This window comes from Aliivibrio fischeri (assembly GCF_009727955.1).
Lineage (GTDB): Bacteria > Pseudomonadota > Gammaproteobacteria > Enterobacterales > Vibrionaceae > Aliivibrio > Aliivibrio fischeri_A.
In genome coordinates this window covers 328,655-342,396 of record NZ_WOBR01000003.1, presented here as the reverse complement: position 1 = coordinate 342,396, position 13,742 = coordinate 328,655, and the positions used below count along the sequence as shown (strand labels likewise).

Genomic DNA, 13,742 nt, shown 5'->3' with positions numbered 1-13,742 from the left:
CTCTTATCTATATATTAATAAGAAAGGTAACGAGGTTGCTATGAAATATCATTTAAAAAATAAAATGGTGTCTTTGCTGTTTGTTTCATTATTTGCGCTCTTTAGCAGTTATTTTGTAACAGCAAAAGAGATGGGAACTCCTGTGAAAGGTGAGGTTCAAATTGCTACTTTAGCTGGGGGATGCTTCTGGTGCACCGAATCTGATTTAGAAAAATTAGATGGGGTGGTGGATGTGGTTTCTGGTTATTCTGGGGGAACTCTTGAAAATCCAACCTATAAACAAGTGTCATCAGGAACATCTGGTCACATAGAAGTGATTCAAGTGACGTTTGATCCCAAAGTGGTTTCTTATGAACAGATCCTTGATCATCTTTTCAGGCATATAGACCCAACAGATAACAAAGGATCGTTTGTTGATCGCGGTCCTCAGTATCGTCCTGCTATTTTTTATCATAATAAAGATCAGAAAGTGATCGCTCAGAATTTTATGAAAGATATTGATGCAGCAGGGATTTTTCCAAAGCCGTTAGCTACTGAGTTGATTGAGTTTAAGACGTTCTGGCCAGCAGAAGCGTACCATCAAGATTATTACAAACGTAACCCTATTCGTTATAAATATTATCGTCATGGTTCTGGTCGTGATAAGTATTTAGATTCTGTATTTGGTGAAGATAGAGAGGAAAACCCGAAAACATTACGTCAGTACATTACTGAATATGAAATGGCTGCTAATGTGAAACCTTACAGTAAGCCTTCTAAAAGCCAGATCAAGAAGTCTCTGACAGAACTGCAATATTATGTAACGCAAGAAGAAGGAACAGAACGTCCGTTTGATAATGCGTATTGGGATAATAAAGCGGAAGGCATTTATGTTGATATTGTAAGTGGTGAGCCTTTATTTTCATCAACTGATAAGTATAAATCAGGGACTGGTTGGCCAAGTTTTACTAAACCGATTAATAAAGCGTACATTGTTGAAGAGGATGATTTTCAGCTATTTACTAAACGAACTGAAATCCGAAGCAAATTTGCAGATTCACATTTAGGGCATGTTTTCAACGATGGCCCGAAGCCTACAGGCTTACGTTATTGCATGAATTCTGCAGCGATGCGTTTTGTTGCAAAAGCGGATTTAGAGAAAGAAGGTTATGGTGAATATTTGTATTTGTTTAATTAAATAGTTTGTAGCTGTATTTAAATGGCTTTATATCAAGGGGGGTTATAAATTTTTATTTGTAGCCCTTTTCAGTTAGTCTTCTATGTGTAGTTAAATTTAAATATAAGTGTCGTTTTACTTAATGAGTCAGTTTATTACCATGAATAAGTTCAAGATAATGTTACTTTGGCTATTTATTGCAAATAGTGTTCAAGCTAAAGAAGATAAAGAGGCATACCAGGATTGTATTTTTCAATATGTCACAGGGACTGAAGAGCCTAGTGTTTCACTGATGCTAACCAATGCGTGTAAGAAACTTTATATTGATAACTTTATGCTAGAAGAAAAAGATGCCAATTATAATCAATGCTTACTTGATAACCTTCAAAGCTCTAAAAATAAAATAGCATCATTGAAAGTTAAGCAGGCATGTGATCAGAAATACCGTAGCTTTTTTAATTAATAAATTGACGTTACTTAAATCAATCGTAAGAAAACCCCGGCTCATCAGTGGTTAAGTCGGGGTTTTTATTTATACAAGATAGGTATAATTTTATTTATTTTGTGCTGCAATATGAGTTGCAATAGCATCCATTAATGCTGGAGATAGGCAATCGTAAGTAGGAAGGCCTAGTTCAACAAAACGAGCACGGATCGCATCCATATTTTTAGGATCAGTACCTGTTTCAATGATTGATGATACAAATGCAGCAAATTGTGGTGCAGACCAACCTTTATCGGTTGATAGTTCTGTGTGAACAAAGTCTAAACCGAAGAACGGGTGACCTTCGTTATCAATGCGACCGTACATGTGAGTACCACACTCTTTACATGCATGACGTTTAATTGTTGCTGTTTCATCAATAACAACTAATTTTTCAGCATTTGCGATAACGTCAACATTGTCACGTGGAATAACGGCAACTTGAGAGAAGATAGCGCCTTCTGGTTTCCAACATTTAGAACAGCCACAAGCATGGTTGTGAGCAGTTTGAGCCGTTAGCTTAACCGCTACTTTATCCTCTTTACATTGACAGTGTAATGTACCGCCTTGGAAGTGTTCATCTGTCGCTGTAAAGCCATTGTCGATTGCTGGGTGTAGTTTTGTAATTGTCATTTTTTTTCCTGTAAATACGTTCAGTATTTTTCGTAATGCATTGTTCAAGCTTTGAACCTTTATCAAAATTTAGTTAGTTGTTTTCGTTATATGAGCGCTCAAACGATGGGAGGCATTTTTCTCCTTTCTTCGGTGGTAAACAATTAGGTAAATTGTAATTCATTATTACTAATATGTAATAATTTGTGTTTTTATGGATGTGTTTATTACTTGTTTGAAGGTTGTTTATCTTTGTTTGTTTTGTTGTATCTATATGATTATTAAAGTTAATTTTGTCTTGTTTATCTTTTCTAAGTATTCTGGTTAATTTAATAGGTTTTGTAAATCACAACTATAAGTACAAGCTATTATCTTTAATGTATTTATAGGTTTACTCTATCCCCGTAGTTTATTTGGGGATTTAGAGATGACAAAAAGTGCATTAGTTGTTGAAGGTGGTGCAATGCGCGGCATTTTTGCTAGTGGCGTATTGGATATTTTCATGAAAAATGAATTTATGCCTTATGATTTTGCAATTGGTGTTTCTGCTGGAGCATCTAATTTATTAGGATATCTTTCTAATGCACCACAACGCAGTTTTCATGTCATTACTAAATTGGCTACCCAGAAACGCTTTTTTAATATCCCTAGATTTGCAAAAGGCGGGGATCTAGTCGATGTTAAATGGTTGATTGATGAATCAAATACAAGACATCCATTAGATTTAGATCAATTATTTTCATCGATTCCTATGTATGCTGCTGTAACGAATATAGATAATGGCAATGCTGATTACTACCAAGTAAAAGAGCATAACCTTAATGAAGTTATTGAAGCGACGACAGCCTTACCTATTGCTTATAAATCAACGCCTTGTTTTTCTGGGGGATGTTATACCGATGGTGGTGTAGCTGATTCAATCCCAGTAAGAGAGGCTTATCGTCGTGGTGCAAGAGATATTACGGTCATTTTATCTCATCCATTAAGCTATGAAATGAAGGCACCTAAGTCATCTTGGTTAATTACGAAATTATTGTCACGTTACCCACAAATAGCAAAAGCGATGCTTGTTCGTGCTGATAACTACAATTTATCATTAGATTTCATTCGTAATCCTCCTGAGGGAACAACGGTTCGTGTTATTGCTCCACCTGAAGATTTTTCTGTTAAGCGCCTTTCTATGAAGTCTCCTATATTAGTGGAGGGTTATAAAATGGGTGTTTCTGCTGGATTAAATCATTTATCAAGTCGTGACGGTACATTTGGGCTAGATACCGAAAATTGTCATTTTTGTATTTAAGCCTATTTTTATAAACAGTTTTATCGTGCACTTTACATAAACAAGGAACTAATCATGAGTAAGAAGTTAACAACGGCAGCGGGTTGTCCTGTTGCACATAACCAAAATGTTCAAACTGCGGGTAAACGCGGTCCTCAATTATTGCAAGATGTGTGGTTTTTAGAAAAACTGGCGCATTTTGATCGTGAAGTTATTCCTGAGCGTCGTATGCATGCTAAAGGTTCTGGTGCTTATGGTACATTTACGGTTACTCATGACATTACGAAATACACTAAAGCAAAATTGTTTTCTGAAATTGGTAAACAAACCGAACTATTCGCACGTTTTACAACGGTAGCTGGTGAACGTGGTGCAGCAGATGCTGAACGTGATATCCGTGGTTTTGCGCTAAAATTCTATACAGAAGAAGGTAACTGGGACTTGGTTGGTAACAATACGCCAGTATTCTTCTTACGTGATCCACTAAAATTCCCTGATTTAAACCACGCCGTGAAACGTGATCCTCGCACAAATATGCGAAGCGCGAAAAATAACTGGGATTTCTGGACATCATTACCTGAAGCACTTCACCAAGTGACTATTGTAATGAGTGATCGTGGTATTCCTGCAACATACCGTCACATGCATGGCTTTGGTAGCCACACGTTTAGCTTTATTAATAGCGATAATGAGCGTTTTTGGGTTAAGTTCCACTTTAAATCACAGCAAGGTATTAAAAACTTGTCAGATGCTGAAGCTGCACAAGTGATTGGTCAAGATCGTGAAAGTCATCAACGTGATTTACTTGAAAGCATTGATAATCAAGATTTCCCTAAATGGACACTAAAAGTGCAGATCATGCCTGAAGCTGATGCGGCAAAAGTGTCTTACAACCCATTCGATTTAACAAAAGTATGGCCACATAAAGATTATCCGTTGATTGAAGTGGGTGAATTTGAGTTAAACCGTAATCCGCAAAACTTCTTTGCTGAAGTTGAACAGTCGGCATTTAACCCAGCAAACGTAGTTCCTGGTATCAGCTTCTCGCCAGATAAGATGCTACAAGGTCGTTTATTTGCGTATGGTGATGCACAACGTTACCGTTTAGGGGTAAATCACCAACACATTCCAGTGAACGCACCTCGTTGTCCTGTTCACAGCTATCACCGTGATGGTGCAATGCGTGTTGATGGTAACTTTGGTAGCACACTAGGTTATGAACCAAACAATGAAGGCCAATGGGCTGAGCAACCTGATTTTGCAGAACCAGCATTAAACCTTGATGGTGCAGCTGCACATTGGGATCACCGTGAAGATGATGATTATTTCTCACAACCGGGTGATCTATTCCGCTTAATGACTGCGGAACAACAAGCTATTTTGTTTGATAATACTGCTCGTAACTTAAATGGCGTACCAAAAGAAATTCAACTTCGTCATTTAAGACATTGTTATAAAGCTGACCCTGCTTATGGTGAAGGTATCGGTAAACTGCTTGATATCGATGTAAGCGAATTTAATTGATAAAAAAATTAATAAAAGGCGACGAATGAGTCGCCTTTTTTTATGCCTATCATTTTGATTTAAATAAAATTTATCAAAATGATAAAGTCGTTACTGTTATGGTTTTTTTCTCTGTAAAAAATGAGACAGAGTGTTCACTTTAAGAAATGGCCATATTCATTTTTTTATTTATGGGGATATAGTCAAATTTAATTGCATTAAATGAACCGGAGAAGTACCCCATGAGTGCATACATTCAATTTTCAAAAGATATTTTTAATCAAACGTCACCAATAGCTTATGGTGAAGATGAACAAGAAGTCATGATTGACCAAGTTATTTATGATTACATCTTGAAGTTCAGTAAAGATTCAGCTGAGGCACAAGGATTATTGTCGTTGCTGGTTTCTGAGAATAAAGACTTTATTGAGAAAGCTCGTGAATCATCTGAGATTAAAGAGTCTCGTGCTGATTATATCGTTAATTTGATGAGTTCTGCTTTATTGAATGTATCCCCAGTTCCGCTTGATGCGCATCAAACCGTTGAAATTAATTTTGATAATTTAACTTTTCAATGTGGAAAAACGGTAAGTCAGTGTTTTTCTATTCCAGCATTCATCATGAGCATGATGAGTCAAAATGATGTGAAAGAAGTCATTGAATCTGAGCTTATTCATATTGACGCAAAAGACTTTAATTTTGATTTATTTAACAGCTATATTCGTGGCATTTTATTCTCACGATTATTTGAGAATAAGATCACCGCAGATAACTGGGTTTAGTCTGATTTTATGAGCGGTTATCTCTTTGATTTAATCGCTCTTAATCATGATGGTTTAGTGTGAGTTTACATTGTAAATTTCATGATGTGGGTCGAAAGGGAAATTTCTTTTTTCATTTTGTTCATAAGTGATTGGAAAGCAGATAACAAAATGATGAAATCTTATTCAATATTGAATCTATACATAGAGTGAAATCGTCTTTTTTTGCTAGCTTTGTGGGTGTAAGTATTGTGCTACTAAGTACTTTATCGTTCATAAACAAGGAAAGAAAATGACTAATAAATTAACTTCGCTCACCATTGCTTTTGTTGGCGCACTATCTTCAATGGGAGCACAAGCGCACGGCTGGGTTGAATACCCTAGTGCAAGACAAAATACCTGTTATTTAGATGGAGGTTTTTGGGATAACACCATTCCCAATCAAGCGTGTCAGGCTGCTTATGATGAATCAGGCGCTTTTCCTTTTGTTCAACGTAATGAAGTTGCTGCTAACGTACCTAACTATCAAGATATGGCACATGTTCAAGCGATTGTTCGTGATGGTCACTTATGTTCCGCAGGTGATGCTGCTAAGTCTGGATTAAACTTAGGCTCATCACACTGGCAGAAAACATCGATAACTCTGGATGAAAATAATCAGATAGAACTCATATTTAATGCGACGGCTCCACATAATCCTTCTTATTGGCAGTTTTATCTTTCTAATGAAAATTATGATCCAACGGCTCCATTAACTTGGGCAGACCTAACTTTAGTTGATACTGCAGGAAATGTTCCTGTTGGAGAAGATAAAAAATACCGAATTAAAATAACACTTCCGGTAGATAGGAGTGATTCAGCGGTTCTCTATACGCGTTGGCAGCGTGAGGATGCCGCTGGTGAGGGATTCTATAACTGTAGTGACATTTCTTTTAACGGCTCAGGTACAACGCCACCAAAACCAACTGATCCTGTTGAACCACCACAATATTTGGACCTAGGTTATTACATTAATCAAGGATTTGGTCCCGTTGAATCTGGAGATACGGTTCGTTTCAGAACGTTTGATTCTACAGGAGCTGAAACCACTGATATTAGCTTAGCCATTACAGCCAATAACACATCAACATGGTCAGCAGAGTTGGCTGGACAGTTTAATCAACTCAAAAACAAAGAGTGGTTCATTGGTATTTGGCATCAAGAAATGAATCATTATATGTATGATTCAAATAATATTTATGCAAATAAAGTCTTTGCACCTACAGCGAATGTGAGTTATCAGCTTTCTTTAATTAAAGCCGATATTACTCCACCCGTTGAGCCGCCAGTAGAACCTTCAAATCAATGGGATAAAACCGCAACGTATAATGCAGGCGATACCGTTACTCATAAAGATAAAGTATGGGTGGCGCAGTGGTGGACAAAAGGAGAAGAGCCTGGAACGACTGGCGAATGGGGTGTATGGCGATAAGACTCAGTATTAAATTCATATTAATTAAAAGACGTACTATTTAATATTTAAGCCCTAAATTATTTGTTTAGGGCTTTTATTATAAGTAATGCTTATGAATAACATAATGAGATCTGTTTAGTCTAAATTACATTGATTCCATATTATGCACTCAATGATTAAGAACACGAATTCAAGGATGAAATCATTATTTTAAAAAATGAGAGTAATTATGAAATTAGTACAAAAAACACTTCTAGCAACAGCACTTTTATCTTCAACCACTCTTTATGCTAATGTTTTAGAAGGCCATCGAATTGGATTAGGCTTTAATTCAACTAGTATTGATGATGTCGCTTGGGAGGATAAATATTCAACAAGTGGTTTTACATTGGCTTATGGTTATGACATTAACGATATTGTTGGTATTAACCTTTCTTTAAATAAAGGCAGTGGAAGTGAATCAATTGTAGATATTGATACCTCAACCTTTAAGTTCGATGCTGATATTGGTTATACGTTCCATATGCAAAATGCATCGATTAAGCCTTATGGTGTATTGGGCTTTGCTAAATTTAAAGAAGAATACAGTATTTTGGGTCAAAATATTTCAAAGTGGAATGATTCAACTATTTTTGCTGGCATTGGTACAAGAGCTACATTTAATCAGCACTTTTATACTGATTTAAGATTGGATTTCATTAACTTAAAAGAGAGTGGAGATAATATTTTTGCTGATCAATTCTCTTTTACTGTGGGTTATAAATTTTAATCAAGCTTGATTAATACCTAATTTAAGTTCTCTTTTTAATTCTTAAAGCTCTGGATTTTTCCGGAGCTTTTTTATTGTGTATTAAAACGTCATACTTCTCGACAATGTGATCGAGATCTCTGTATAATCCGCGCCTAGATTTTCTCATTCATCATACTTTCGTCCTTCATCTTTTGGCTTTTTAGCGCCTAATCATGACTTGTCAGTAAACCCTAGGAATTATTTCGTTGATACAATCAAACAATATCACCATGCAATTTGGCGCAGAGCCTCTATTTGAAAACATTTCAGCAAAATTTGGCAACGGTAACCGTTATGGTTTGATCGGCGCGAATGGTTGCGGAAAATCAACCTTCATGAAGATTCTAAGTGGTGCATTAACGCCGAGTTCTGGTAACGTATCAATGACTCCGGGACAAAAGTTAGGCGTATTAAGCCAAGACCAGTTTGCGTTTGAGAAATACAATGTAGTTGATGTTGTGATCATGGGTGATAAGAAACTATGGGAAATCAAACAAGAGCGTGATCGTATCTATTCACTACCAGAAATGAGTGAAGAAGATGGCATGAAAGTAGCTGAGCTTGAAAGTGAATTCGCTGAAATGGATGGCTACAGCGCAGAGAGCCGTGCGGGTGATATTCTAATCCAAGCTGGTATTGATGAATCTCTTCATTTTGGTTTAATGCAGCAAGTTTCTCCTGGTTGGAAACTGCGTGTGTTACTGGCACAAGCCTTGTTTGCAAACCCAGATATCTTGTTACTTGATGAACCAACCAACAACTTGGACATTCATACGATCAACTGGTTAGCAGAAGAGCTAAACAAACGTAAATGTACCATGATCATCATCTCGCACGACAGACACTTCTTAAACTCTGTATGTACGCACATGGCAGATATTGACTACGGTGAACTGCGTATTTACCCAGGTAACTACGAGTACTTCTTAGAAGCATCAAGCTTGATCCGTGAACAACTATTAGCGGGTAACGCGAAGAAAGAAGCAGAGATCAGTGAACTACAAGACTTTGTAAACCGTTTTGGTGCTAACGCATCGAAAGCGAAACAAGCCAGTTCTCGTGCAAAGAAAATGGACAAAATTACACTGGATGAAGTGAAATCATCAAGCCGTATGAGCCCATCAATTAATTTCGGTGAAGGTAAAAAACTGCACCGTCAAGCACTAGAGATTGAGAACCTAGGTCATGGTTTTGATGGTGATACTCTGTTTTCTGGCGGTAACTTACTGCTAGAAGCTGGCACTCGTCTCGCTGTAATCGGTGAGAATGGTGTGGGTAAAACAACTTTCTTACGTTGTTTAGTTCAAGATTTACAACAAAACGAAGGTATTGTTAAGTGGTCTGAAAACGCAACGTTTGGTTACTGCCCGCAAGACAGCACAGCTGATTTTGATAACGATCTAAGTATTTTTGATTGGATTTCTCAGTGGCGTACTGTTAAGCACGATGACTTGATGGTTCGTGGTATTTTAGGTCGTCTTTTGTTTACTGCTGATGATGCAAACAAAAAAGCCAAAAGCTGTTCAGGTGGTGAGAAAAACCGCCTATTGTTTGGCAAGTTAATGATGCAAGACATTAACGTACTTGTTATGGATGAACCAACCAACCACATGGACATGGAAGCGATTGAAGCACTAAACGAAGCCCTAAAAGTGTACACAGGTACCTTAATTTTCGTTAGTCATGACCGTGAGTTTGTATCATCACTAGCAACACACATTATTGATATTAAAGATAAAAAAGTAGTGAACTTCCAAGGTACTTACGATGAGTACTTAGATCACCAAGTGAAAATGCTACAAGTGAATATTGCAAAATAAGCGCTACTATCATTACACTTTAAAACGCGAGACTGATTATCAGCTCGCGTTTTTTTATTTGTTTATTTAGGAAATATACATGTCATTCATTTGCTCTAAAAAAACAGTACCAGCAAATACAGTTGTTGTACTCGATTTTGAAACCACAGGCTTATCTCCTAATCAGGGTGATCGTGCCATCGAGATTGGTGCGGTTAAGTTAGAAAATGGTGTGGTGGTTGATCGCTTTCAAGATCTAATGAATCCGGGCTTTAGAGTGAGTTCATTCATCGAGAATTACACCGGTATTTCAAATCGAATGTTAGCTGATGCTGCTAGTTGTGATGAAGTTATGAATGAGTTTGCCAACTTTATTCAAGGTTGCAATTTAGTTGCTCATAATGCCTCGTTTGATAAGCGTTTTTTAGATGGTGAGTTAGCGTTAATTGAGCGTGGATATGATGGTGATTTTGCGTGTTCATTATTAGTATCAAGACGATTAACTCAAGAAGCGTCATCGCATAAATTAGGTGATTTGGTCGCTTATCATCAAATTGAAAATGATGGTGTATTTCACCGGGCATTAGCGGATGCCGAGGTAACTGCCTCATTATGGTTGGTATTATTAGAGACGTTAGAAAGAGAGCACGGAATAGTAAATCCAAGTTTTGAATTAATGATGAAGATAGGTAAAACGCCTAAATCTTCTATTACAAATTTTTTGAAAAAGAATCGCTAATCAGTTGGCATAGAGCGATTTATTTTATCGTTATACTCATTGCATATTAAAAGCGTCGATTTAGAAGTGTGATAAATTGTCTTTTTCTATCTGACTTCCATCCGTATTCCATAGCTAATGACCAATTTTGATTAAATACGTAGTTAGCCCCAACTAAGCTAGCCCATTTATCCGTATTACTTTGTTTTACTTTATAGTCAATGCCAAACCCTTCGTAGTTATACGTTCCGGTTAGTGTTAATGTGCTATCTAAATAGGTACCGCCAGCATATACGGCGATAGATTGAGGGCCTGTGATCGGGAATATCTTTCCTACCCTAGGTGAGATATTGACGATTAAGCCTTCTGCATCATTCTTTTTCATATCAGCGTAAGTTACTGAAATAGGTAGAGTGACGAAATAACTGTTCCACCCTGAAGCCAATACGGTTCCTAAGGTATAGTTTGTACCTTCTAAATGAGCGGTAACATTTACACTAGGATCTCTACCTTGAAATATTTTACATATGGGTTTGTTTTTTATTAGGCTGCAATCTTTGCCAAGTTGATTAAGTAAATCATCGCCGCTGAATTGTATTCCTATATCAGCCGTCCCTTTAATTTTCCCTACCGCTCCAAAGACATTCATAAAAGGAAATAGCCACGCATCCAGCTTTAGCTGAGGCGATTTTGTGTTATTACTGTTGTTATCAAAAGAAACAAAATCAATAGGGTACTGTTTAGAGCCATTAATACCCACATCTAAATCACTGATATCCATGTATTGAAAAGTATCTGTATAGATGATGCTTACGCCATAAGGTTTGGGCAATGAGTAACCTTTATCAATGACGGCTTGTGCATAAAAAGGAAGTGATCTTTCCCATTTTTTCGGGGCTTTTGTTGATTCTGGTGAATGGCTATCAGTTTCTGTAGGCTCGGTTTTATTTGGAATGGTAAAGTCACCTAATCCTGTATCGTTTAAATCATGGTTAACGGAGGTTGATAAGTAGCGCAATGTTCCTGTTGCACCGAAACCAGAATTTGATAGTACATAGACTGGGACATCATTTTCTGCATCAAGAAGTGCGGCTGAAGTTGTTGTCCCTTCATCATCAAGATTTAAGGCCGCTTCAAGTGAAAGAGTGTGAACGCCTCGCTTGTACTCTGCTATTGCTTCTTCAGTATCAAAAATTGCGAGAGCTTGATAATTACCAAGAGCTAAACCTATACCAAGATCATATCGGTTAACATCAATATAAGTAATTGAAGAATCTTCATTGTTATAGATAGCGCCTCTTCCTGTCGCCCCTCCAATTGCAGGAACCATGATGCCAGATAAACTGACTGTACCGTAACCTTTTGCTGATTGAAGTTGGTCTGCTACATCAGGGTAGTCTTTACTTATTTTTGTGATGATTTCAGAAGAGGTAGTATTTATTTCGTTTCTTACGTTATCCCTGTCTTTTTTGGGAACATGAGAGCTGCAACCTACCAATATTCCTAAATAAAAAAACCATAAAATACGAATCACCATATGCATAATCCTTTAGCTAAGCTGATCGGAGCGAAAAAGATAGTGGGATCTAAAGCGCATTAATTCTTTTGGCCACCGTATTTGTGAATAATTAAGTATAAGGTATTTATTTGTGACTGCTTGGCTTTTAAGGAAATAAAATCACTATTTGTTGTTTTCATTATTCATTGCCGCTTTTGTTCAATTTTCAAATGAATAGGAAGGTTATCATACTCTGAACTAATCATATTTTTTCTGTAAAAACGGAAAAATAGTGGGGCTAATTGATGAGAAAAAAAGTAAAACTTCATTTGTTTATCATCTTGTTGTAAATAATTGCTACCAAGATCTTAAAACGATGAAAAAGAGAGGTTCATCGAAAAACTTTCATTGCTATTTTTTCTGTATACGGTGGTAAAATCTCGGAGCAAAATAGAGCAGTTTAAACACCTTGTTTTATGAGGGATTTGCATTAGATTGCTTACCATTGATTTTTATATATCCCTATCAATGGTAAACAATCTACCATATGTATGGAGCAACAAATGAGTGAGCAAATTCTCACACTATCGCAACTAGGCTGGCGACCTTATTTTCAACAACAACTGACTTTTGAAGATTTAACTGATTTTCAGGTTGGTCGAATTATTGAACAGCATCGAAGCAATGTGATTGTTTTGAGTGAGCAAGGCCAAGTGAGTTTATTACCACCATCTGGTGATGAGCGTGTTTGTGTGGGTGATTGGGTACTATTTGATGAAGATCTACGAATTCAGCGTGTACTAGATAGACAATCATTGTTTGATCGTAAAGCACCGGGTTCTAAAGTCGCATCACAGCTGATTGCTGCGAATGTTGATAGTGTCATGATCGTATGTTCTTTGAATAACGATTTCAATTTGAGCCGTATTGAGCGTTATCTTGCTATTGCAAAAGAAGCTGAAGTAGAGCCTGTGGTTGTTCTGACTAAAGCTGATTTATGCGACGATGCTGATGATAAACAAGATCAAGTGCAAAAACTGAATCGTATGATGAGCGTATACAGTGTGAATGCATTAGATGCGAGAGAGCTAACAGCGTTACATAGCTATTGTAAAAATGGCCAAACTATTGCTTTCTTAGGTTCATCTGGTGTTGGTAAATCAACATTAGTGAATGGATTACTTGGATTTGAAGCTCAGGAGACGGGCGAAATCCGTGAGGATGACAGTAAAGGTAGACATACAACGACGCATCGTGCACTTAAGCTAATGCCTCAAGGCGGTCTGTTAATGGATACTCCTGGAATGCGTGAATTGCAATTAGCAGATTGCGAGCAAGGCGTTAATGCAACATTTAGTGAGATTACGGATCTTGCGTTAACTTGTCGCTTTAGTGATTGTTCACACACTAAAGAGCCTGGCTGTGCAGTATTAAAAGCAGTAGATTCTGGTGTTCTAGATGAGCGACGTTTAGTTAGCTACCAAAAGCTAATGCGTGAGCAAGCGATTAATGGAGCAAGCCTAGCTGAACAGCGCGCGAAAGATAAAGCCTTTGGTAAAATGGTACATGGTGCTATTGCCGAAGCTCGTAGCCGTAAAAAAGGGTATGAGACAAGCGCTTATTAATATACAAAGATAACTTATAAAACCGCCTTTATTATTTTGAATAAAGGCGGTTTTTTGTTATCTG

The 13,742-nt window shown here is 37.2% G+C and carries 12 protein-coding genes; 10 read left to right on the top strand and 2 right to left on the bottom strand.

The annotated features are described in order from the left end of the window. Window positions 1–40 precede the first annotated feature (40 nt). Window positions 41–1,177, top strand: a complete 1,137-nt coding sequence (gene msrB, locus GNP81_RS03380; protein WP_155674198.1) for a peptide-methionine (R)-S-oxide reductase MsrB — start codon at window positions 41–43, stop codon at window positions 1,175–1,177. A gap of 139 nt (window positions 1,178–1,316) precedes the next feature. After that, complete coding sequence (locus GNP81_RS03375) at window positions 1,317–1,619, top strand: VF_A0006 family four-cysteine protein (protein WP_017019972.1); 303 nt, start codon at window positions 1,317–1,319, stop codon at window positions 1,617–1,619. 90 nt (window positions 1,620–1,709) lie between these two features. Here GNP81_RS03375 and gfa read toward each other — a convergent pair whose 3' ends face one another. Beyond that, window positions 1,710–2,273: an S-(hydroxymethyl)glutathione synthase gene (gene gfa / locus GNP81_RS03370; RefSeq protein WP_155674197.1), complete on the bottom strand. Its 564-nt coding sequence runs from the start codon at window positions 2,271–2,273 to the stop codon at window positions 1,710–1,712. 406 nt (window positions 2,274–2,679) lie between these two features. On the opposite strand from gfa, the gene GNP81_RS03365 reads away from it, so the two are divergent. From GNP81_RS03365 to GNP81_RS03330, 7 genes are all read left to right on the top strand, one after another. Beyond that, window positions 2,680–3,552, top strand: a complete 873-nt coding sequence (locus GNP81_RS03365) for a patatin-like phospholipase family protein (RefSeq protein WP_155670191.1) — start codon at window positions 2,680–2,682, stop codon at window positions 3,550–3,552. 54 nt (window positions 3,553–3,606) lie between these two features. Beyond that, a complete protein-coding gene (katE2, locus tag GNP81_RS03360; protein WP_005421686.1) occupies window positions 3,607–5,055 on the top strand; it encodes a catalase KatE2 in 1,449 nt (482 codons plus the stop codon). Window positions 5,056–5,276: 221 nt separating this feature from the next. Then, the gene (locus GNP81_RS03350; protein ID WP_155674196.1) at window positions 5,277–5,816 is read left to right on the top strand and encodes a hypothetical protein; all 540 of its coding nucleotides are present in this window, start codon (window positions 5,277–5,279) and stop codon (window positions 5,814–5,816) included. A gap of 271 nt (window positions 5,817–6,087) precedes the next feature. Next, window positions 6,088–7,266: a lytic polysaccharide monooxygenase gene (locus tag GNP81_RS03345; protein WP_155674195.1), complete on the top strand. Its 1,179-nt coding sequence runs from the start codon at window positions 6,088–6,090 to the stop codon at window positions 7,264–7,266. Between the two features lie 211 nt (window positions 7,267–7,477). Further along, window positions 7,478–8,017 carry a porin family protein gene (locus tag GNP81_RS03340; RefSeq protein ID WP_155674194.1) on the top strand — a complete coding sequence of 180 codons (540 nt, stop codon included), beginning with the start codon at window positions 7,478–7,480 and terminating at the stop codon, window positions 8,015–8,017. Between the two features lie 227 nt (window positions 8,018–8,244). Then, a complete protein-coding gene (locus GNP81_RS03335; protein ID WP_155674193.1) occupies window positions 8,245–9,858 on the top strand; it encodes an ABC-F family ATPase in 1,614 nt (537 codons plus the stop codon). A gap of 79 nt (window positions 9,859–9,937) precedes the next feature. Then, the gene (locus tag GNP81_RS03330; protein WP_155674192.1) at window positions 9,938–10,576 is read left to right on the top strand and encodes a 3'-5' exonuclease; all 639 of its coding nucleotides are present in this window, start codon (window positions 9,938–9,940) and stop codon (window positions 10,574–10,576) included. Between the two features lie 46 nt (window positions 10,577–10,622). Here GNP81_RS03330 and GNP81_RS03325 read toward each other — a convergent pair whose 3' ends face one another. Then, on the bottom strand, window positions 10,623–12,092 hold the full coding sequence (locus tag GNP81_RS03325; RefSeq protein ID WP_155674191.1) for a lipid-binding SYLF domain-containing protein: 1,470 nt from the start codon (window positions 12,090–12,092) through the stop codon (window positions 10,623–10,625). A gap of 524 nt (window positions 12,093–12,616) precedes the next feature. On the opposite strand from GNP81_RS03325, the gene rsgA reads away from it, so the two are divergent. After that, entirely contained in the window at window positions 12,617–13,678 is a 1,062-nt protein-coding gene (gene rsgA / locus GNP81_RS03320) for a ribosome small subunit-dependent GTPase A (protein WP_155674190.1), read from the top strand. Window positions 13,679–13,742 lie beyond the last annotated feature (64 nt).

What these genes read in the sequence shown, in the direction of transcription:
- rsgA (WP_155674190.1), top strand. Translation starts at nt 12,617, where the DNA reads ATGAGTGAGCAAATTCTCACACTATCGCAACTAGGCTGGCGACCTTAT.
- katE2 (WP_005421686.1), top strand. Translation starts at nt 3,607, where the DNA reads ATGAGTAAGAAGTTAACAACGGCAGCGGGTTGTCCTGTTGCACATAAC.
- GNP81_RS03350 (WP_155674196.1), top strand. Translation starts at nt 5,277, where the DNA reads ATGAGTGCATACATTCAATTTTCAAAAGATATTTTTAATCAAACGTCA.
- GNP81_RS03365 (WP_155670191.1), top strand. Translation starts at nt 2,680, where the DNA reads ATGACAAAAAGTGCATTAGTTGTTGAAGGTGGTGCAATGCGCGGCATT.
- GNP81_RS03325 (WP_155674191.1), bottom strand. Translation starts at nt 12,092, where the DNA reads ATGGTGATTCGTATTTTATGGTTTTTTTATTTAGGAATATTGGTAGGT.
- GNP81_RS03345 (WP_155674195.1), top strand. Translation starts at nt 6,088, where the DNA reads ATGACTAATAAATTAACTTCGCTCACCATTGCTTTTGTTGGCGCACTA.
- GNP81_RS03375 (WP_017019972.1), top strand. Translation starts at nt 1,317, where the DNA reads ATGAATAAGTTCAAGATAATGTTACTTTGGCTATTTATTGCAAATAGT.
- GNP81_RS03340 (WP_155674194.1), top strand. Translation starts at nt 7,478, where the DNA reads ATGAAATTAGTACAAAAAACACTTCTAGCAACAGCACTTTTATCTTCA.
- GNP81_RS03330 (WP_155674192.1), top strand. Translation starts at nt 9,938, where the DNA reads ATGTCATTCATTTGCTCTAAAAAAACAGTACCAGCAAATACAGTTGTT.
- gfa (WP_155674197.1), bottom strand. Translation starts at nt 2,273, where the DNA reads ATGACAATTACAAAACTACACCCAGCAATCGACAATGGCTTTACAGCG.
- msrB (WP_155674198.1), top strand. Translation starts at nt 41, where the DNA reads ATGAAATATCATTTAAAAAATAAAATGGTGTCTTTGCTGTTTGTTTCA.